The sequence below is a fragment of the Streptomyces sp. NPDC007907 genome, assembly GCF_042959365.1.
In the GTDB taxonomy this organism is placed as follows: domain Bacteria; phylum Actinomycetota; class Actinomycetes; order Streptomycetales; family Streptomycetaceae; genus Streptomyces; species Streptomyces indiaensis.
The window spans coordinates 100,896-118,496 of the sequence record NZ_JBIBKR010000001.1 but is presented as its reverse complement, the minus strand read 5'-3'; the positions used below and the strand labels follow the sequence as shown (position 1 = coordinate 118,496).

General features: G+C 71.4%; 16 protein-coding genes. 13 read left to right on the top strand and 3 right to left on the bottom strand.

Going from position 1 to position 17,601, the window contains the following annotated elements; all coding sequences use genetic code 11:
* Positions 1 to 104 precede the first annotated feature (104 nt).
* Complete coding sequence (locus ACFZDI_RS00545; protein WP_391246846.1) at positions 105 to 1,076, bottom strand: LLM class flavin-dependent oxidoreductase; 972 nt, start codon at positions 1,074 to 1,076, stop codon at positions 105 to 107.
* Positions 1,077 to 1,227: 151 nt separating this feature from the next.
* On the opposite strand from ACFZDI_RS00545, the gene ftsY reads away from it, so the two are divergent.
* Positions 1,228 to 2,427: a signal recognition particle-docking protein FtsY gene (ftsY, locus tag ACFZDI_RS00540; RefSeq protein ID WP_234847517.1), complete on the top strand. Its 1,200-nt coding sequence runs from the start codon at positions 1,228 to 1,230 to the stop codon at positions 2,425 to 2,427.
* Positions 2,428 to 2,551: 124 nt separating this feature from the next.
* Here the strand turns inward: ftsY and ACFZDI_RS00535 are convergent, their stop codons facing one another.
* Positions 2,552 to 3,214: a bifunctional DNA primase/polymerase gene (locus ACFZDI_RS00535; protein WP_391246844.1), complete on the bottom strand. Its 663-nt coding sequence runs from the start codon at positions 3,212 to 3,214 to the stop codon at positions 2,552 to 2,554.
* 447 nt (positions 3,215 to 3,661) lie between these two features.
* On the opposite strand from ACFZDI_RS00535, the gene ACFZDI_RS00530 reads away from it, so the two are divergent.
* The 5 genes from ACFZDI_RS00530 to ffh all read left to right on the top strand — a co-directional run bounded on the left by ACFZDI_RS00530 (position 3,662) and on the right by ffh (position 11,279).
* Positions 3,662 to 5,158, top strand: a complete 1,497-nt coding sequence (locus ACFZDI_RS00530; RefSeq protein WP_391246842.1) for a hypothetical protein — start codon at positions 3,662 to 3,664, stop codon at positions 5,156 to 5,158.
* Positions 5,159 to 5,497: 339 nt separating this feature from the next.
* On the top strand, positions 5,498 to 6,841 hold the full coding sequence (locus tag ACFZDI_RS00525) for an ammonium transporter (RefSeq protein ID WP_391246841.1): 1,344 nt from the start codon (positions 5,498 to 5,500) through the stop codon (positions 6,839 to 6,841).
* The gene (locus tag ACFZDI_RS00520; RefSeq protein ID WP_121406203.1) at positions 6,838 to 7,176 is read left to right on the top strand and encodes a P-II family nitrogen regulator; all 339 of its coding nucleotides are present in this window, start codon (positions 6,838 to 6,840) and stop codon (positions 7,174 to 7,176) included. The genes ACFZDI_RS00525 and ACFZDI_RS00520 overlap by 4 nt, the downstream gene beginning before the upstream one ends.
* Positions 7,177 to 7,199: 23 nt before the next feature.
* The gene (locus ACFZDI_RS00515) at positions 7,200 to 9,647 is read left to right on the top strand and encodes a [protein-PII] uridylyltransferase (protein WP_391246839.1); all 2,448 of its coding nucleotides are present in this window, start codon (positions 7,200 to 7,202) and stop codon (positions 9,645 to 9,647) included.
* Positions 9,648 to 9,728: 81 nt separating this feature from the next.
* Positions 9,729 to 11,279 (top strand): signal recognition particle protein, encoded by a 1,551-nt coding sequence (gene ffh, locus ACFZDI_RS00510; protein WP_234847512.1) that lies wholly within the window; start codon positions 9,729 to 9,731, stop codon positions 11,277 to 11,279.
* Positions 11,280 to 11,360: 81 nt separating this feature from the next.
* Here ffh and ACFZDI_RS00505 read toward each other — a convergent pair whose 3' ends face one another.
* Positions 11,361 to 12,215, bottom strand: coding sequence for a methyltransferase domain-containing protein (locus tag ACFZDI_RS00505; RefSeq protein WP_234847511.1), 855 nt, complete (start codon positions 12,213 to 12,215; stop codon positions 11,361 to 11,363).
* A gap of 199 nt (positions 12,216 to 12,414) precedes the next feature.
* Between ACFZDI_RS00505 and proS the strand changes: the two genes are divergently transcribed.
* The 7 genes from proS to rplS all read left to right on the top strand — a co-directional run bounded on the left by proS (position 12,415) and on the right by rplS (position 17,598).
* The gene (proS, locus tag ACFZDI_RS00500; protein WP_391246836.1) at positions 12,415 to 13,830 is read left to right on the top strand and encodes a proline--tRNA ligase; all 1,416 of its coding nucleotides are present in this window, start codon (positions 12,415 to 12,417) and stop codon (positions 13,828 to 13,830) included.
* A 250-nt stretch (positions 13,831 to 14,080) separates the two neighbouring features.
* Positions 14,081 to 14,683 carry a hypothetical protein gene (locus ACFZDI_RS00495; RefSeq protein ID WP_104781425.1) on the top strand — a complete coding sequence of 201 codons (603 nt, stop codon included), beginning with the start codon at positions 14,081 to 14,083 and terminating at the stop codon, positions 14,681 to 14,683.
* Positions 14,684 to 14,975: 292 nt separating this feature from the next.
* Entirely contained in the window at positions 14,976 to 15,392 is a 417-nt protein-coding gene (gene rpsP, locus ACFZDI_RS00490) for a 30S ribosomal protein S16 (RefSeq protein ID WP_234847509.1), read from the top strand.
* 2 nt (positions 15,393 to 15,394) lie between these two features.
* A complete protein-coding gene (locus tag ACFZDI_RS00485; RefSeq protein WP_003973401.1) occupies positions 15,395 to 15,634 on the top strand; it encodes an RNA-binding protein in 240 nt (79 codons plus the stop codon).
* Between the two features lie 84 nt (positions 15,635 to 15,718).
* On the top strand, positions 15,719 to 16,279 hold the full coding sequence (rimM, locus tag ACFZDI_RS00480) for a ribosome maturation factor RimM (protein ID WP_234847508.1): 561 nt from the start codon (positions 15,719 to 15,721) through the stop codon (positions 16,277 to 16,279).
* The gene (gene trmD, locus ACFZDI_RS00475; RefSeq protein WP_391246833.1) at positions 16,279 to 17,112 is read left to right on the top strand and encodes a tRNA (guanosine(37)-N1)-methyltransferase TrmD; all 834 of its coding nucleotides are present in this window, start codon (positions 16,279 to 16,281) and stop codon (positions 17,110 to 17,112) included. The genes rimM and trmD overlap by 1 nt, the downstream gene beginning before the upstream one ends.
* A 135-nt stretch (positions 17,113 to 17,247) precedes the next feature.
* On the top strand, positions 17,248 to 17,598 hold the full coding sequence (gene rplS, locus ACFZDI_RS00470) for a 50S ribosomal protein L19 (RefSeq protein ID WP_234847506.1): 351 nt from the start codon (positions 17,248 to 17,250) through the stop codon (positions 17,596 to 17,598).
* Positions 17,599 to 17,601: the final 3 nt, after the last annotated feature.

Here is a 17,601-nt window from a genome sequence, read left to right as displayed (position 1 = left end):
CCGCGACTCGGGGAGAAGGGGCCAAGTCCCCGCTGCCCCTCTCCCCGTAACCCGCCGCCGCCCCGGTTCGGCCACTGCCCGAGCCGGGGCGGCGGTCTGTCGTCTCACCCGGCCAGCCGGGGCAGCACCCGCTCGCAGAACAGGTGCAGGCTCCGCCACCCCTCCTCCACCGGCATCCCGCCCGCCAGCGGATGCAGGACGTAGGAGTCCAGCCCCAGCGCCACGCACGCCTCCGGGGTGAGGATCCGGTACACGCCCTCCGCGCGCAGCTCCCCGACCGTCGCTGCGGCCGACTTCACCGCCGAGCGCATCCCGCCCGTCTGCCAGGAGGCGTACGTCCGGGCCTCGTGCAGGAAGTGCCGCCCGTACTGCGCCCAGGCCCGGTCCGGGTCCTCCGCCACGTGCAGCAGGGGCGTCTCGGCGGCCGGCATCATCACCCAGCCCTCGGTGCCGTACTCGGCGAGCCGCTCCTTGTAGTACGCCTCCAGCTCCGGCAGGTGCGCGCTCGGGAAGAACGGCAGACCGAGCCGGGCGGCGCGCCGGGCCGCTGCCCGGGACGAACCGCCGACCAGGAGCAGCGGGTGCGGTTCGGTGAAGGGACGCGGTGTGACGCGGACCGTGCGGCCGCGGTAGGAGAAGGGCTCACCCGTCCAGGCCGCCGGCAGCGTCTCCAGCAGCTCGTCCTGGAGGGCGCCGCGCCGGGCGAAGTCCACGCCGAACTGCTCGTACTCCTCCAGCCGGTACCCGATCCCGGCGACGGTCACCAGCCGGCCGCCGCTCAGCAGGTCCAGCACGGCGATCTCCTCGGCCAGCCGCAGCGGGTCGTGTAGCGGGCCGATGACCGCCGAGACGGTGACGGCGACACGCCGGGTCGCACCGAAGACGGCCCCCGCGAAGGCGAACGGTGAGGGCAGCCAGTTGTTCTCCGCCCCGTGGTGCTCCTCCGTCTGCACCGTCGTGACACCCCGGTCGTCGGCGTACGCGGCCATCTCCAGGGCCGCCCGGTAGCGGGCGCCGAGCTCGGCGGGGCCGGCCCCGGGAGCGACGAGGTTGAAGCGTGCGACCGTGACGGGCATGGGGGCGTCTCCCTCCGCCGGGCGGGTGTCCGGAGGACGTTAGCTGACGAGGCGTCAGACATCCAGGGGTGTGGAGATCCGGCGGCACCCGGCCCCGCGGGGCGGCGCGAGCGGGGTGACCCGGGGGCCCATGACTGATACTGGACCCGTTATGGACATCGTCATCCTTGCTGTAGTCATCGCCGTGGTCGTGATCGGCGCGCTCGGCGGGCTCATCGTCGGCAGCCGGCGCAAGAAGCAGCTGCCTCCGCCCCCGCCCGCGGCGCCCGACATCACCGCCCCACCGGCCGAGCCGCACGTCGGCGACGAGGCCGAGACGCCGCGGGAGGAACCGCGGCGAACGATAGAGGAGGTGGATCTCCCGGACGGCTCGGCTCCGGTCGTAGTCGAGGAGCCGCCCGCCGAAGCCCCCGCGATCGAGATCCCGGAACCCACCGCGGGCCGCCTGGTCCGGCTGCGGACCCGGCTCTCCCGCTCGCAGAACGCCCTCGGCAAGGGGCTGCTCACGCTGTTGTCGCGCGAGCACCTCGACGAGGACACCTGGGAGGAGATCGAGGACACGCTGCTCACCGCCGACGTCGGCGTGCAGCCCACCCAGGAGCTGGTCGAGCGGCTGCGCGAGCGGGTGAAGGTGCTCGGCACCCGTACCCCGGAGGAGCTGCGCACCCTGCTCCGCGAGGAGCTCGTCACGCTGGTCGGCCGCGACATGGACCGCGTGGTCAAGACCGAGCCGGAGGACCGCAAGCCGGGCATCGTGATGGTCGTCGGCGTCAACGGCACCGGCAAGACCACCACCACCGGCAAGCTCGCCCGTGTCCTGGTGGCCGACGGCCAGAGCGTCGTGCTCGGCGCCGCCGACACCTTCCGTGCCGCCGCCGCCGACCAGCTCCAGACCTGGGGCGAGCGCGTCGGCGCCCACACCGTGCGCGGGCCCGAGGGTGGCGACCCTGCCTCCGTGGCCTTCGACGCGGTCAAGGAGGGCAAGGAGATGGGTGCGAACGTCGTGCTCATCGACACCGCCGGCCGCCTGCACACCAAGACCGGCCTCATGGACGAGCTCGGCAAGGTCAAGCGGGTCGTCGAGAAGCAGGCCCCGGTCGACGAGGTGCTGCTCGTCCTGGACGCCACCACCGGCCAGAACGGCCTCGTCCAGGCCCGGGTCTTCTCCGAGGTGGTCGACATCACCGGCATCGTGCTCACCAAGCTCGACGGCACGGCCAAGGGCGGCATCGTGGTCGCGGTCCAGCGCGAGCTGGGCGTCCCGGTCAAGCTCGTCGGACTCGGCGAGGGAGCGGACGACCTGGCGCCGTTCGAGCCGGAGGCGTTCGTTGACGCCCTTATCGGAGAGTGAGCTCGGCACCCACCGAGGAACGACCGCCGAGAATCCGTACACGCGCGAGAAGCGCCCGCCCCCGAGGTGCAGTCGGGGACGGGCGCTTCGCTGTGTACGTCCGTAGCGCGGCCGGGACCTGCCCCTAGGCCCGTGACCGGTGGGCCACGTACGCCAGCGTGCCCAGCACCAGGCGGGCCTCCGGCGGGCGGGACGCCGAGTCCAGCGCGGGGGAGCGCAGCCAGCACACCCGGCCCAGGCCGCCGCGGTCGGAGGGCGGTGCCGTGATGTGCGTGCCCGGGCCGAGGCCGCGCAGGTCGAGCGCGTCCGGGTCGTCCCAGCCCATGCGGTAGAGCAGCCCGCGCAGGCCGGCGGCGGCGCCGGGGGCGACGAAGAACTGTGCCCGGCCGTCCGGGGTCACGGCGACCGGGCCGACGGGCAGGCCCATGCGCTCCAGCCGGGCCAGCGCGCGGCAGCCGGCGGGCTCGGCCACCTCGATGACGTCGAACGCCCCGCCGACCGGCAGCATCACCGAGGCCCCGGGGAACTCGCTCCACGTCTCGGTCACGGCGTCCAGCGTCGCTCCGGCCGGGAGCACCGGGGCGAAGTCGAGCGGGTGCGCGCCCGGCGCGGGGCAGTCGCCGCGGCCGCAGGAGCAGGCGCCCGCCGAGGCCCGGGCACCCGGCACCACGTCCCAGCCCCACAGCCCGGTGTACTCGGCGACGGCGGTGCCGTCCGACGTGCGGCGGCGGCGTGAGCCGGACCGGATGTCGCGCATGCCACGGTTGATGCCGATCGTGAAGCCCATGCCCCCTCCAACGGGTCCGGCGCACCGGTGGTTACGCAGCGGGCGCGGTGTGTGACTCTCCGTATTCCGCCTTCCCGTCGGCGGTCGGCCCACTCGGCGCCCGGATGTGCCCGGGGTGGTGTGCCCGGCGACGCGCGCCCCCGATTGCATCGCTGCACCCGCTCTCGGTCGTGCTGCGTCAAGTCAATCGCGCCTGGGGATACGTGAGTTCATTCGAAGGGGTGGCGAATGGTGGCGTTTCCGTGTGAGCCGTGGCTGGAGCAGTGATCGTAGGATTACTTTGTGTGCACGAGTCCCGAGGGGCACATGCGCTCGTGGGTATGCCGGAGGCAAGTCGTCATTCCGTTCGAAGGGTGACAAGGGCCGGACGGGCGGCCGTACGAACCGGCATGCTGATAGGGCTTGGCGCACTCGGCGACAAGTGGTCTCAGGAATGGGGGCGTTCCAGTGAGCGGCAACGGCGGAAGCGGAACCAACGCTGCGAGCGCGACGCACGCTGACAAGCGCTCGAACGAGCTGCTCACCTCCTGGTTCGTGCGCAGCGGCTGGTCCAAGGGCGAGCTCGCCCGGCAGGTCAACCGCAGAGCACGGCAGTTGGGCGCCAACCACATCTCCACGGACACTTCGCGGGTGCGCCGCTGGCTCGATGGCGAGAACCCCCGCGAGCCCATCCCCCGGATCCTGGCCGAGCTGTTCTCCGAGCGCTTCGGCGTCGTCGTCTCCGTCGAGGACCTGGGCCTGCGCACCGCGCGTCAGTCACCCTCCGCGACCGGCGTCGACCTGCCGTGGACGGGCCCGCAGACCGTGGCCCTGCTCAGCGAGTTCTCGCGCAGCGACCTGATGCTGGCGCGGCGCGGCTTCCTCGGGAGCTCGCTGGCCCTGTCTGCGGGCCCGGCCCTCATCGAGCCCATGCAGCGCTGGCTCGTCCCCTCGCCGCCGGCCCCGCGCTCCGAGCCCGGGCCCGTGGGCGGCTCGGGGCGCGCCCGCGGCCGGCTCTCCAAGCCGGAACTGGACCTCCTGGAGTCCACGACGGTGATGTTCCGGCAGTGGGACGCCCAGTGCGGCGGCGGCCTGCGCCGCAAGGCGGTGGTAGGGCAGCTGCACGAGGTGACCGACCTCCTCCAGGAGCCCCAGCCGGAATCCACGACCAGGCGCCTGTTCAAGGTCGCCGCCGAACTGGCCGAGCTGGCCGGCTGGATGTCGTACGACATCGGGCTCCAGCCGACCGCGCAGAAGTACTTCGTCCTCGCGCTGCACGCCGCCAAGGAGGCCGGTGACCGGCCCCTGGGGTCGTACGTGCTGTCCAGCATGAGCCGCCAGATGATCCACCTGGGCCGGCCCGACGACGCGCTGGAGCTGATCCACCTCGCACAGTACGGCAGCCGGGACTGCGCCGGCCCCCGCACCCAGTCGATGCTGTATGCGATGGAGGCCCGCGCCTACGCCAACATGGGGCAGCCCGGCAAGTGCAAGCGGGCGGTGCGGATGGCCGAGGACACCTTCGCCGAGGCCGACGAGTGGGACGAGCCCGACCCCGACTGGATCCGCTTCTTCTCCGAGGCAGAGCTCTACGGGGAGAACTCCCACTCGTACCGCGACCTGGCCTACGTCGCCGGCCGCAGCCCCACCTACGCCTCGCTGGCCGAGCCCCTGATGAGCCGGGCCGTGGAGCTCTTCGCCAAGGACGCCGAGCACCAGCGCTCCTACGCGCTCAACCTCATCGGCATGGCCACGGTCCACCTCCTGCAGCGCGAGCCCGAACGGAGCACGGGTTTCGCCACCGAGGCCATGCAGGTCGCCAAGAAGGTTCGCTCCGAGCGGGTCAACACCCGGATCCGCAAGACGATCGACACCGCGGCGCGCGACTTCGGCGACCTCGGCGAGGTCGTCGACCTCACCGAGCGGCTCGCGGTCGAGCTGCCCGAGACCGCCGAGGCCGTCTGAGAAGCCGCCTCACCCCCTGAACCCCGGCCGCGGCCGGCCCTCCCGAACTGCCCGACTCGGCTCCCCCATGCCAGGTCATCGGAAGGCCGACCGCGGCCGGTTCCATGCGCCCACGGCTGCCTGAAAGCCGAAGGTTGCGCCACGATAACGATCGGCTCGCCCGCAATCGGGCAGTTCATCGACGCGTAACACAGAACGCGCCTTCGTCACGGTCGCGAAACAACGAGGGGCTTCGACCGAAACCGCGCTGCGCCAATCTCGTGGCGCATAACCGGCCCACCCCTCATTCCGCTCGAGGCTTCGCCCGCACGGGGCCGTACCAATGACGAGGAGACGCCGATGGCACCAGCCATCACCCTTGCCGCAGAAGCGCCCAAGCTCTCTGCCGCGAACACAGGGTTCATGCTCATCTGTTCCGCCCTGGTGATGCTCATGACACCGGGCCTGGCCTTCTTCTACGGAGGCATGGTCCGCGTCAAGAGCACCCTGAACATGCTGATGATGAGCTTCATCAGCCTCGGGATCGTCACCATCCTGTGGGTGCTGTACGGGTTCTCCATGGCGTTCGGCACCGACTCCGGCAGCCTCATCGGCTGGAACTCGGACTGGGTCGGCCTCGGCAACATCGGCCTCACGGAACTCTGGCCCGGCTACACCATCCCGGTCTTCGTGTTCCTGGTCTTCCAGCTGATGTTCGCGATCATCACGCCCGCCCTGATCAGCGGTGCCCTCGCGGACCGGGTGAAGTTCAGCGCGTGGGCGCTGTTCATCGCCCTGTGGGCCACGGTCGTCTACTTCCCGGTCGCGCACTGGGTCTGGGGCACCGGCGGCTGGGCCTTCGAGCTGGGCGTCATCGACTTCGCCGGCGGTACGGCGGTCCACATCAACGCGGGTGCGGCGGCCCTCGGCGTGATCCTCGTCATCGGCAAGCGCGTCGGCTTCAAGAAGGACCCGATGCGCCCGCACAGCCTGCCGCTGGTCATGCTCGGCGCCGGTCTGCTGTGGTTCGGCTGGTTCGGCTTCAACGCCGGCTCCTGGCTCGGCAACGACGACGGCGTCGGCGCGCTGATGTTCGTCAACACGCAGGTCGCCACCGCCGCCGCCATGCTGGCCTGGCTCATCTACGAGAAGATCCGCCACGGCGCGTTCACCACGCTCGGTGCCGCCTCCGGCGCCGTCGCGGGCCTGGTCGCCATCACCCCGGCCGGCGGCGCGGTCACCCCGCTCGGCGCGATCGCGGTCGGCGCCATCGCCGGTGTGCTGTGCGCCATGGCCGTCGGCCTGAAGTACCGGTTCGGCTACGACGACTCCCTCGACGTCGTCGGCGTCCACCTGGTCGGCGGTGCCGTCGGCTCCCTGCTGATCGGCCTCTTCGCCAGCGGCAAGGGCCAGTCCACCGTCGAGGGCCTCTTCTACGGCGGCGGCCTGACCCAGTTCTGGAAGCAGTGCGCCGGTGTCTTCGCGGTGCTCGGCTACTCCCTGGTCGTCTCCGCGGTCCTCGCCTTCATCCTCGACAAGACCATGGGCATGCGGGTCCCCGAGGACGACGAGGTCGCCGGCATCGACCAGGCCGAGCACGCCGAGACCGCATACGACTTCAGCGGCGCCGGCGGCGGCGCCGCCGCCAAGACGGCCGCCACGGCCCCGGTCGCCGCAACCGCGAGCAAGAAGGTGGACGCATGAAGCTCATCACCGCCGTCGTGAAGCCGCACCGGCTCGACGAGATCAAGGAGGCCCTGCAGGCCTTCGGCGTACACGGCCTGACGGTCACCGAGGCCAGCGGCTACGGTCGTCAGCGGGGCCACACCGAGGTCTACCGGGGTGCCGAGTACACCGTCGACCTCGTCCCCAAGATCCGCATCGAGGTCCTGGTCGAGGACGACGACGCCGAGCAGCTGATCGACGTCGTGGTCAAGGCCGCCCGCACCGGCAAGATCGGTGACGGCAAGGTCTGGTCCCTCCCGGTCGACACCGCCGTACGGGTCCGGACCGGCGAGCGCGGTCCGGACGCGCTCTGACACGGAAAGACAGGAGTCGCCGGGTGACGGGTACGTACGTGCAGAAGGAAGCAGAGGACTCGGGACCCAGCGGCTACGCGGCGGCCCGGCTGCGTCTCCTCACCGAGGAGACGCGGTCCGGGCCGCCGCGCCGTGCGGCCCTGGCCGACCTCACGGACGACTGGCTCACCGGCCTGTTCGCCGCGGGCGCGGAGGGACTGCGCGGCGCTTCCCTCGTCGCCGTCGGCGGCTACGGACGCGGCGAGCTGTCCCCGCGCAGCGACCTCGACCTGCTCCTGCTGCACGACGGCGGTGACCCCAAGGCCGTCGCCGCCCTCGCCGACCGGCTCTGGTACCCCGTCTGGGACCTGGGCCTTGACCTGGACCACTCCGTCCGCACCCCCGCCGAGGCCCGCAAGACGGCCGGTGAGGACCTCAAGGTGCAGCTCGGCCTGCTGGACGCCCGGCACATCGCCGGCGACCTCGGCCTCACCGCCTCCCTGCGCACCGCCGTCCTGGCCGACTGGCGCAACCAGGCCCCCAAGCGCCTGCCCGAGCTCCAGGAACTGTGCGCCGAACGCGCCGAGCGCCAGGGCGAGCTGCAGTACCTGCTGGAACCCGACCTGAAGGAGGCCCGCGGTGGGCTGCGGGACGCCACCGCGCTGCGGGCCGTCGCCGCCTCCTGGCTCGCCGACGCACCCCGCGAGGGCCTCGCCGACGCCCGGCGCCGGCTCCTCGACGTCCGGGACGCCCTGCACCTGGCCACCGGGCGCGCCACCGACCGGCTCGCCCTCCAGGAGCAGGACCAGGTCGCCGCCGAACTCGGGCTGCTCGACGCGGACACCCTGCTGCGCCAGGTATACGAGGCGGCCCGGCTCGTCTCCTACGCCAGCGACGTCACCTGGCGCGAGGTGGGACGCGTCCTGCGGTCGCGCGCCGTGCGGCCCCGGTTGCGCGCCATGCTCGGCGGCGGAAAGCCGACCGCCGAGCGGTCCCCGCTGGCCGAGGGCGTGGTGGAGCAGGAGGGCGAGGTGGTCCTCGCCCGCGCCGCACGTCCCGAACGCGACCCCGTGCTGCCGCTGCGCGCCGCGGCCGCCGCCGCGCAGGCAGACCTCCCGCTCTCGCTGCACGCCGTACGGCGCCTGGCGGCCACCGTGCGCCCGCTGCCCGCCCCCTGGCCCGCCGAGGCCCGCGAACAGCTCGTCACCCTGCTCGGCTCCGGCCGCCCCACCATCGACGTCTGGGAGGCGCTGGAGGCAGAAGGGCTGATCACCCGGCTGCTGCCCGACTGGGAGCGGGTCCGCTGCCGCCCGCAGCGCAACGCCGTGCACTTGTGGACCGTCGATCGGCACCTCATCGAGACCGCGGTGCGCGCCTCCGATTTCACCCGCCGGGTCAGCCGCCCCGACCTGCTTCTGGTCGCCGCGCTGCTGCACGACATCGGCAAGGGCTGGCCGGGCGACCACTCCGTGGCGGGCGAGATCATCGCCAAGGACGTGGCCACCCGCATCGGCTTCGACCGCCACGACGTGTCCGTCATCGCCACCCTCGTACGGCACCACCTGCTGCTCATCGACACCGCCACCCGGCGTGACCTGGAGGACCCGGCCACCGTGCGGTCCGTCGCCGAGGCCGTCGGATCCGAGAGCACCCTGGAGCTGCTGCACGCGCTCACCGAGGCCGACGCCCTGGCGACCGGCCCGGCCGCCTGGTCGTCCTGGCGCGGCTCGCTCGTCGCCGACCTGGTCAAACGGGTCTCGGCGGTGCTCGCCGGGGACGCCCCGGCCGACCCCGAGGAGGCGGCGCCGACCGCCGAGCAGGAGCGGCTCGCCCTGGAGGCGGTCGCGACGGGCGGCCCGGTACTCTCCCTGCGCGCCCAGACCGAGCCGCCCGCCGGGCAGGAGCCGTCCGGCGACCCCGAGCCGCTCGGTGTGGAGCTGCTCATCGCCGTGCCCGACCAGCCCGGGGTGTTGCCCGCGGTGTCCGGCGTCCTCGCCATGCACCGGCTGACCGTGCGCACCGCCGAGCTGCGCTCCCTGCACCTCCCGGACGGCGTGGACGGCTCCGTCCTGCTGCTGGACTGGCGGGTCGCCGCCGAGTACGGCTCCCTGCCGCAGGCCGCCCGGCTGCGCTCGGACCTGGTCCGGGCTCTGGACGGCTCCCTGGACATCGCCGGCCGTCTCGCCGAACGGGACGCGGCCTATCCGCGCCGCCGGGGCGTCGTCGCCCCCGCGGCCCGGGTGTCGGTCCACCCTGCCGCCTCCCGGCTGGCCACGGTCATCGAGGTCCGCTCCCAGGACGCCCCGGGCCTGCTGTTCCGCATCGGCCGCGCCCTGGAGGACGCGAGCGTGCGGGTGCGCAGCGCCCACGTGTCGACCCTCGGGGCCAACGCCGTCGACGCCTTCTACGTGACCGGCCCGGAAGGCGCGCCCCTGCCCGGGGACGAGGCGGCGGCGGTGGCGCGGAAGCTGGAGGAGACACTGCGAGGGTGAGGCCGACCCGGCGACCGGTCACGCCGGGATACCCTGGAGGGCGATTCCCTGTAGCCACCGACCCCGAGGACCGCGAGCGCCGTGTTCGATACTCTTTCCGATCGCCTCTCAGCGACCTTCAAGAACCTGCGCGGCAAGGGACGGCTCTCCGAGGCGGACATCGACGCCACGGCGCGCGAGATCCGGATCGCGCTCCTCGAGGCGGACGTGGCGCTTCCCGTCGTCCGGACGTTCATCAAGAACGTCAAGGAGCGCGCCCTCGGCGCCGAGGTCAGCAAGGCGCTGAACCCCGCCCAGCAGGTCCTCAAGATCGTCAACGACGAGCTCGTCACCATCCTCGGCGGCGAGACCCGGCGCCTGCGCTTCGCCAAGCAGCCGCCCACCGTGATCATGCTGGCGGGTCTGCAGGGTGCCGGTAAGACCACCCTCGCGGGCAAGCTCGGCCGCTGGCTGAAGGAGCAGGGCCACTCGCCGCTGCTGGTCGCCTGTGACCTCCAGCGCCCGAACGCCGTGAACCAGCTCAGCGTCGTCGCCGAGCGCGCCGGCGTCAGCGTCTACGCGCCGGAGCCGGGCAACGGCGTCGGTGACCCGGTCAAGGTCGCCAAGGACTCCATCGAGCACGCCAAGTCCAAGGTCCACGACATCGTGATCGTGGACACCGCCGGCCGTCTCGGCATCGACCAGGAGATGATGCAGCAGGCCGCGGACATCCGCGACGCCGTCTCCCCGGACGAGATCCTGTTCGTCGTCGACGCGATGATCGGCCAGGACGCCGTCAACACCGCCGAGGCCTTCCGCGACGGCGTCGGCTTCGACGGCGTGGTGCTCTCCAAGCTCGACGGTGACGCGCGCGGTGGTGCGGCCCTGTCGATCCGGCAGATCACCGGCAAGCCGATCATGTTCGCCTCCAACGGCGAGAAGCTCGACGACTTCGACGCCTTCCACCCCGACCGGATGGCCTCCCGCATCCTCGACATGGGTGACCTGCTCACCCTGATCGAGCAGGCGGAGAAGACGTTCAGCCAGGAAGAGGCCGAGAAGATGGCCTCCAAGCTGGCGTCCAAGAAGGGCCAGGACTTCACCCTGGACGACTTCCTGGCCCAGATGGAGCAGGTCCGCAAGATGGGCTCCATCTCCAAGCTGCTCGGCATGCTGCCGGGCATGGGCCAGATGAAGGACCAGATCAACAACCTGGACGAGCGGGACGTCGACCGCACGGCCGCCATCATCAAGTCGATGACCCCGGCCGAGCGCCAGGAGCCGACGATCATCAACGGCTCGCGCCGCGCCCGTATCGCCAAGGGTTCCGGCGTCGAGGTCAGCGCGGTCAAGAACCTGGTCGAGCGGTTCTTCGAGGCCCGCAAGATGATGTCCCGCATGGCCCAGGGCGGCGGCATGCCGGGGATGCCCGGGATGCCGGGCATGGGCGGCGGTCCCGGCCGGACGAAGAAGAAGCAGAAGCAGGCCAAGGGCAAGCAGCGCTCCGGCAACCCGATGAAGCGCAAGCAGCAGGAGCAGGAGGAGGCCGCCCGCCGGGCCGCCGCAGCCGAGGGCGGCAGCGCCTTCGGGCTGCCGCAGCAGGGCGGCAAGGACTTCGAGCTGCCCGACGAGTTCAAGAAGTTCATGGGCTGACGGCCCGTCCCGTCACGACGCCGAGGGCGCCCCTTCACCCGAAGGGGCGCCCTCTCGGCGTTCCGGTCGGGCGCCCGCGCCTCAGGGCGTCCGGGCGATCAGGTAGCGGAACACGTTCGGCATCCACACCGTGCCGTCCTGGCGCTGGTGCGGGTGCAGGGCCTCGGCCAGCTCCTTGTCGACCTGCACCTGGTCCGTCGCCGTCATCGCCGCGTCGAACAGGCCCGTCGATTTCAGGCCGCGTACCGCGCTGTCCACGTCGGCGTACCCGAAGGGGCACGCCACCCGCCCCGACCCGTCCGGCCTGAGCCCGGCCCGCTGGGCGACGTCCTCCAGGTCGTCGCGGCAGGCGGGACGCCAGGCGCCCGAGGTGCGCAGCGGCTCCGCCAGCTTCGTCGCCACCCGCATCACGGACGCCGTGGCGCAGCGCTCCGGCGGACCCCAGCCCGCGAGCACCACGGCCGCACCGCGCCGGGCGAGCGGCGTCGCCTCCGCGAGCAGTCCGCTCAGCCCCTCCGAGTCGCCCGCGAGGCACCCGATCGGCTCGAACGCGGTCACCAGGGTGTAGCCGGGAGCGCCCGGCTGCGCGGCGTCCCGCGGCGAGCCGTCGACCAGCCGGGTGTCCGGACGCGCCCGCGTCCCCGACGCCTCCGGGAGCAGCCGCTCCCGCGCCAGGGCCATTCTCTCCGGGGAAGCGTCGACACCGGTGACCGCCGCTCCCCGGGCGGCGGCCATCAGCAGGGAGAGCCCGGAACCGCAGCCGAGACCGAGCAGCCGCGTGGCGGGACCCACTTCCAGTCGCTCGTAGACGGCCTCGTAGAGCGGTACGAGCATCCGCTCCTGGATCTCGGACCAGTCACGCGCGCGTGCACGCAGGTCCACGCGGGGTGCGGCCCCCGCGTGAGGCAGGTGCTGCCGCACGAGCGTAGGTGTCATAAGTAAGCGCCCCAATCCGCCGAGAGTTGCCTCTTGCCCGATTCCATGGCCCCCGTGACAGTGCGCTCGCACTACCCCCGTATGCCAGGAAACTCCCCCCTCGACCCGTCGTCCAGTGGAATGCGGCAGGGCTTATGAGTTGTCATGTGCCTATGGCGAGATTTCACATTCCGGCAACGTGGGCCCGTACCATCTCGCCATGGCGAAGGCACCTGTGCTTACTCCCCGCGCGGACGATTTCCCGCGCTGGTACCAGGACTTGATCACCAAGGCGGAACTCGCCGACAACGGTCCGGTGCGCGGCACCATGGTCATCCGACCGTACGGGTACGGGCTGTGGGAGCGGATGCAGGCGGAGATGGACGCCCGCATCAAGGAGACAGGCACCCAGAACGCCTACTTCCCGCTGCTCATCCCCGAGTCGTACCTCGCCCGGGAGGCCGACCACGTCGAGGGCTTCGCGCCCGAGCTGGCCGTCGTCACCCACGGGGGCGGCAAGGAACTCGAAGAGCCGGCCGTGGTCCGTCCCACCTCCGAGATGATCATCAACGAGTACTTCTCGAAGTGGGTGCAGAGCTACCGCGATCTGCCGCTGCTCATCAACCAGTGGGCGAACGTCGTGCGCTGGGAACTCCGGCCCCGGCTGTTCCTGCGCACCTCCGAGTTCCTCTGGCAGGAGGGCCACACCGCGCACGCCACGTACGAGGAGGCTCGCGACTTCGCCGCGCACATCCACCGGCAGGTCTACGAGGACTTCATGCTGAACGTCCTCGCGATGGACGTCGTCCCCGGCCGCAAGACCGTCAAGGAGCGGTTCGCCGGCGCGATCAACACCCTCACGCTCGAAGGCATGATGGGCGACGGCAAGGCCCTGCAGATGGCCACCAGCCACGAACTCGGCCAGAACTTCGCCAAGGCCTTCCACACCGGCTACCTCTCCAAGGACGGCCGGCAGGAACTGGTCTGGCAGACCTCCTGGGGCTCCACCACCCGCATGATCGGCGCCCTGGTCATGATGCACGGCGACGACAACGGCCTGCGCGTCCCGCCGCGGCTGGCGCAGATCCAGGCCGTCGTGCTCGCGATCAAGGGCGACGAGCCGGTTCTGGCCAAGGTCCGCGAGCTCGGCGACCGGCTGAAGGCGGCCGGGGTCCGCGTCCACGTCGACGACCGCACCGACACCCCCTTCGGCCGCCGCGCGGTCGACTGGGAGCTCAAGGGCGTGCCGGTCCGGATCGAGATCGGGCCGCGCGACCTGGAGAACGGCGCGGCGATGCTGGTCCGTCGCATCCCCGGGGGCAAGGAGCCGGTGTCCCTGGACGCCCTGGTGCCGCTGCTGCCCGAGATCCTGGAGGAGGACCAGGCCCTGCTGCTCAGGCAGTCCCGCGAGCGCCGTGAGTCACGCACGACCGAGGTGTCCACCTTCGAGGAGGCCGTCGAGGCCGCCACCACCGGCGGCTGGGCGCGCATCCCCTGGGCCGCGCTCGGCGAGGAGGGCGAGGCCAAGCTGGCCGACCACGCGGTGACCGTACGGTGTCTGGTCACCGAGGACGGGTCCGTTCCGGACGACGGTGACGCGCCCGGTAACGTCGCGGTCGTCGCGCGCGCTTACTGAGTGAAGCGCAAGGCGACCGAAACGTCTCTTGCGCACCCGTGGACCTCTGCTACCCCGGCGCGCGTGGTGTGCATACGTGCCGGGGCGTACGCGGGACTACGCACCACCTTGTGGTGAGCTGTGAGGCTTCTCCACAGATCAGCGCACCCGCCCTCGTCGGGACGCATCAGAGGCAACTGACGGGTACGTGCAAATTATTTGGGATGGCCCGGAATAGGAACACTGGGGCACCCCGGCTCGTTGTCATTACGTGAGCACGACACAGACACCACCTGTTCTCGCCGCAGAGCTGGCACAGGCGTGGGCCGATATTCAGCGGTACCACCCCGAGTTGCCCGACCTTGCCGCGCCAGAGTCCCTGATCGGGGAGTCGTCGTCCGCGTGCGGTCACGAGCTCTCCTTCGAGCGACTGCTCCATGAGGCAGTCCATGGCATCGCCGCTTCACGCGGCGTCCGCGACACTTCCCGTGCCGGCCGCTACCACAACCGCAGATTCCTCGCGATCGCCGAGGAGCTGGGCCTGGACCACCCCGAGGAACCGCATCCCAGCAGCGGTTTCTCCCTGGTCACGCTCACCCCCGAGGCGAAGCGGCGCTACCGCCCGACGATGGAGCGTCTCCAGCGCGCTCTGAAGGCCCACACGGCCGCGACCTCCTCCGACACGTCCCGCACCTTCCGGGGACCGGCCGCCCGGCACGGCTCCTCGGGTGGCGGTGTCCGCGTCAAGGCGGTCTGCGACTGCGGCCGCAACGTCCGGGTCGTCCCGTCCGTACTCGCCCAGGCGCCGATCGTCTGCGGCGGCTGCGGCAAGCCGTTCCGGATCCCGGACATCGTGGGAGCGGTAGCGAGCTGACGCCCGGCACCGGCATCTCGTGGCTGCCGGTCTCGGTGCGGGGCTCCGGCCGATGGCGCACCCGACGTGCTCACCTCTCACGCCGGGTGCGCCGTCGGCGTGCCCGCACGGCGGATCCGGCCCCCGGCCCGGAGCGACCCGCCGGGTGTGGCACAATGGCTAGCTGTACTCGACAGTCGCACAGGACCCCTCTCTCCTCCGGCTGACGCGTCCATCGGGCACTCGGGTACCGCAACCCCACGCGGCATTCTCGCCGTGCCCAACCACGTCAAATCCAGGAGAATCCACTCCCGTGGCAGTCAAGATCAAGCTGAAGCGTCTGGGCAAGATCCGTTCGCCTCACTACCGCATCGTCGTCGCCGACTCCCGTACCCGTCGTGACGGTCGTGCGATCGAGGAGATCGGCAAGTACCACCCGACGTACAACCCGTCGGTCATCGAGGTCGACGCGGACCGCGTCGCGTACTGGCTGGGTGTCGGCGCGCAGCCGACCGAGCCCGTGCTCGCCATCCTCAAGAAGACCGGCGACTGGCAGAAGTTCAAGGGCGAGCCCGCCCCGGCTCCGCTGCTGACGCAGCCCGAGAAGGCCGCGCGCCCGTCGTTCGAGGCCATCGGCGGCGACGACGAGGGCAAGGGTGAGGCGATCACCCAGAAGAAGAAGGCTGAGAAGAAGGACGAGGCCGCCGAGTCCGCTTCGACCGAGGCCTGAGCATGCTCGAGGAGGCTCTCGAGCACCTCGTGAAGGGCATCGTCGACAACCCCGACGATGTGCAGGTCGCCTCGCGCAACCTGCGCCGCGGCCGCGTGCTCGAGGTCCGGGTCCACCCGGACGACCTCGGCAAGGTGATCGGCCGCAACGGCCGCACCGCACGCGCCCTGCGTACCGTCGTGGGCGCCATCGGCGGTCGCGGCGTCCGCGTCGACCTCGTCGACGTGGACCACGTCCGCTGACGCTTTCGCAGCAGCACCGGCTCGGGCCGGGGAGGGCCACTGGGCCGTCCCCGGCCCGCAGTCGTATGACAGGAGAATGGACACGTGCAGCTGGTAGTCGCACGGATCGGCCGTGCCCATGGCATCAAGGGTGAGGTCACCGTCGAGGTGCGGACCGACGAGCCGGAGCTGAGGCTCGGCCCCGGTGCCGTACTCACCACCGATCCCGCTTCCGCGGGACCGCTCACCATCGAGACGGGCCGCGTCCACAGCGGCCGTCTCCTGCTGCGCTTCGAAGGCGTCAGCGACCGCACCGGCGCCGAGGCCCTGCGCAACACCCTCCTGATCGCCGAGATCGATCCGGAGGAACTGCCCGAGGGCGAGGACGAGTACTACGACCACCAGCTCATCGACCTCGACGTGGTCACCGCGGACGGCACCGAGGTCGGCCGCATCACGGAGATCTCGCACCTGCCCACCCAGGACCTCTTCATCGTGGAGCGGCCCGACGGCAGCGAGGTGATGATCCCCTTCGTCGAGGAGATCGTCACCGAGATCGACCTGGAGGAGCAGAAGGCCGTCATCACCCCGCCCCCGGGCCTGATCGACGACCGCGCCGAGATCGCCTCCAGCCGGGACGACGCCTCCGGCCGGGAAGAGTCGTAATGCGCCTCGACGTCGTCACGATCTTCCCCGAGTACCTGGAACCGCTGAACGTCTCCCTCGTCGGCAAGGCACGCGCGCGCGGACAGCTGAACGTGCACGTCCACGACCTGCGTTCCTGGACCTACGACCGTCACAACACCGTCGACGACACCCCCTACGGCGGCGGCCCCGGCATGGTCATGAAGACCGAGCCGTGGGGGGACGCCCTGGACTCCGTCCTGGCCGACGGCTACGAGACGGGCTCCCGGGCGCCCGCCCTCATCGTGCCCACGCCCAGCGGCCGGCCCTTCACCCAGGAACTCGCCGTCCACCTCTCCGAGCGCCCCTGGCTGATCTTCACGCCGGCCCGCTACGAGGGCATCGACCGCCGCGTGGTCGACGAGTACGCGACACGGATGCCGGTGTACGAGGTGTCCATCGGCGACTACGTCCTGGCCGGCGGCGAGGCGGCCGTCCTCGTCGTCACGGAGGCCGTGGCGCGGCTGCTGCCCGGCGTCCTGGGCAACGCCGAGTCGCACCGGGACGACTCCTTCGCGCCGGGCGCCATGGCGAACCTGCTCGAAGGGCCCGTCTACACCAAGCCTCCCGAGTGGCGCGGCCGGGACATCCCCGACGTGCTGCTCAGCGGCCACCACGGCAAGATCGCCCGCTGGCGCCGCGACGAGGCCCTCAAGCGCACCACCGCCCACCGGCCCGACCTCATCGAGCGGTGCGACCCCAAGGCCTTCGACAAGAAGGACCGCGAGATGCTCTCCATCCTGGGCTGGGAACCGGACCCGGCGGGGGAGCCGTACGGCCGATTTTGGCGCAGGACCGACGGCGTGGAAGAATAGCCAGCTGTTGTGCGTCCGTCCGGCGTGCGCCCCTGCCACAGGGGGAGACGACGTCCGCCCCGACCCGCACACACCTGATCCGAAACACCTAGTTTCCGTTGATGACCTGTGGCATCAGCGAGGAAAGCAGACGAAATGTCTCACCTGCTCGACACCGTCGACTCCGCGTCGCTGCGCAGCGACGTCCCCGCCTTCCGCCCGGGCGACACGGTCAACGTGCACGTCCGCGTCATCGAGGGCAACCGCTCCCGTGTGCAGCAGTTCAAGGGCGTCGTGATCCGCCGCCAGGGTGCCGGCGTGCGCGAGACCTTCACGGTCCGCAAGGTCTCCTTCTCCGTCGGCGTCGAGCGCACCTTCCCGGTGCACACCCCGATCGTGGAGAAGATCGAGCTCGTCACCAGGGGTGACGTCCGCCGCGCCAAGCTGTACTACCTGCGCGAGCTCCGCGGCAAGGCCGCGAAGATCAAGGAGAAGCGCGAGAGCTGAGTG

What these genes read in the sequence shown, in the direction of transcription:
- ACFZDI_RS00535 (WP_391246844.1), bottom strand. Translation starts at nt 3,214, where the DNA reads ATGGGCTTCACGATCGGCATCAACCGTGGCATGCGCGACATCCGGTCC.
- ACFZDI_RS00545 (WP_391246846.1), bottom strand. Translation starts at nt 1,076, where the DNA reads ATGCCCGTCACGGTCGCACGCTTCAACCTCGTCGCTCCCGGGGCCGGC.
- ftsY (WP_234847517.1), top strand. Translation starts at nt 1,228, where the DNA reads ATGGACATCGTCATCCTTGCTGTAGTCATCGCCGTGGTCGTGATCGGC.
- ACFZDI_RS00485 (WP_003973401.1), top strand. Translation starts at nt 15,395, where the DNA reads ATGCTCGAGGAGGCTCTCGAGCACCTCGTGAAGGGCATCGTCGACAAC.
- rplS (WP_234847506.1), top strand. Translation starts at nt 17,248, where the DNA reads ATGTCTCACCTGCTCGACACCGTCGACTCCGCGTCGCTGCGCAGCGAC.
- ACFZDI_RS00505 (WP_234847511.1), bottom strand. Translation starts at nt 12,215, where the DNA reads ATGACACCTACGCTCGTGCGGCAGCACCTGCCTCACGCGGGGGCCGCA.
- proS (WP_391246836.1), top strand. Translation starts at nt 12,415, where the DNA reads ATGGCGAAGGCACCTGTGCTTACTCCCCGCGCGGACGATTTCCCGCGC.
- ACFZDI_RS00520 (WP_121406203.1), top strand. Translation starts at nt 6,838, where the DNA reads ATGAAGCTCATCACCGCCGTCGTGAAGCCGCACCGGCTCGACGAGATC.
- trmD (WP_391246833.1), top strand. Translation starts at nt 16,279, where the DNA reads ATGCGCCTCGACGTCGTCACGATCTTCCCCGAGTACCTGGAACCGCTG.
- ACFZDI_RS00525 (WP_391246841.1), top strand. Translation starts at nt 5,498, where the DNA reads ATGGCACCAGCCATCACCCTTGCCGCAGAAGCGCCCAAGCTCTCTGCC.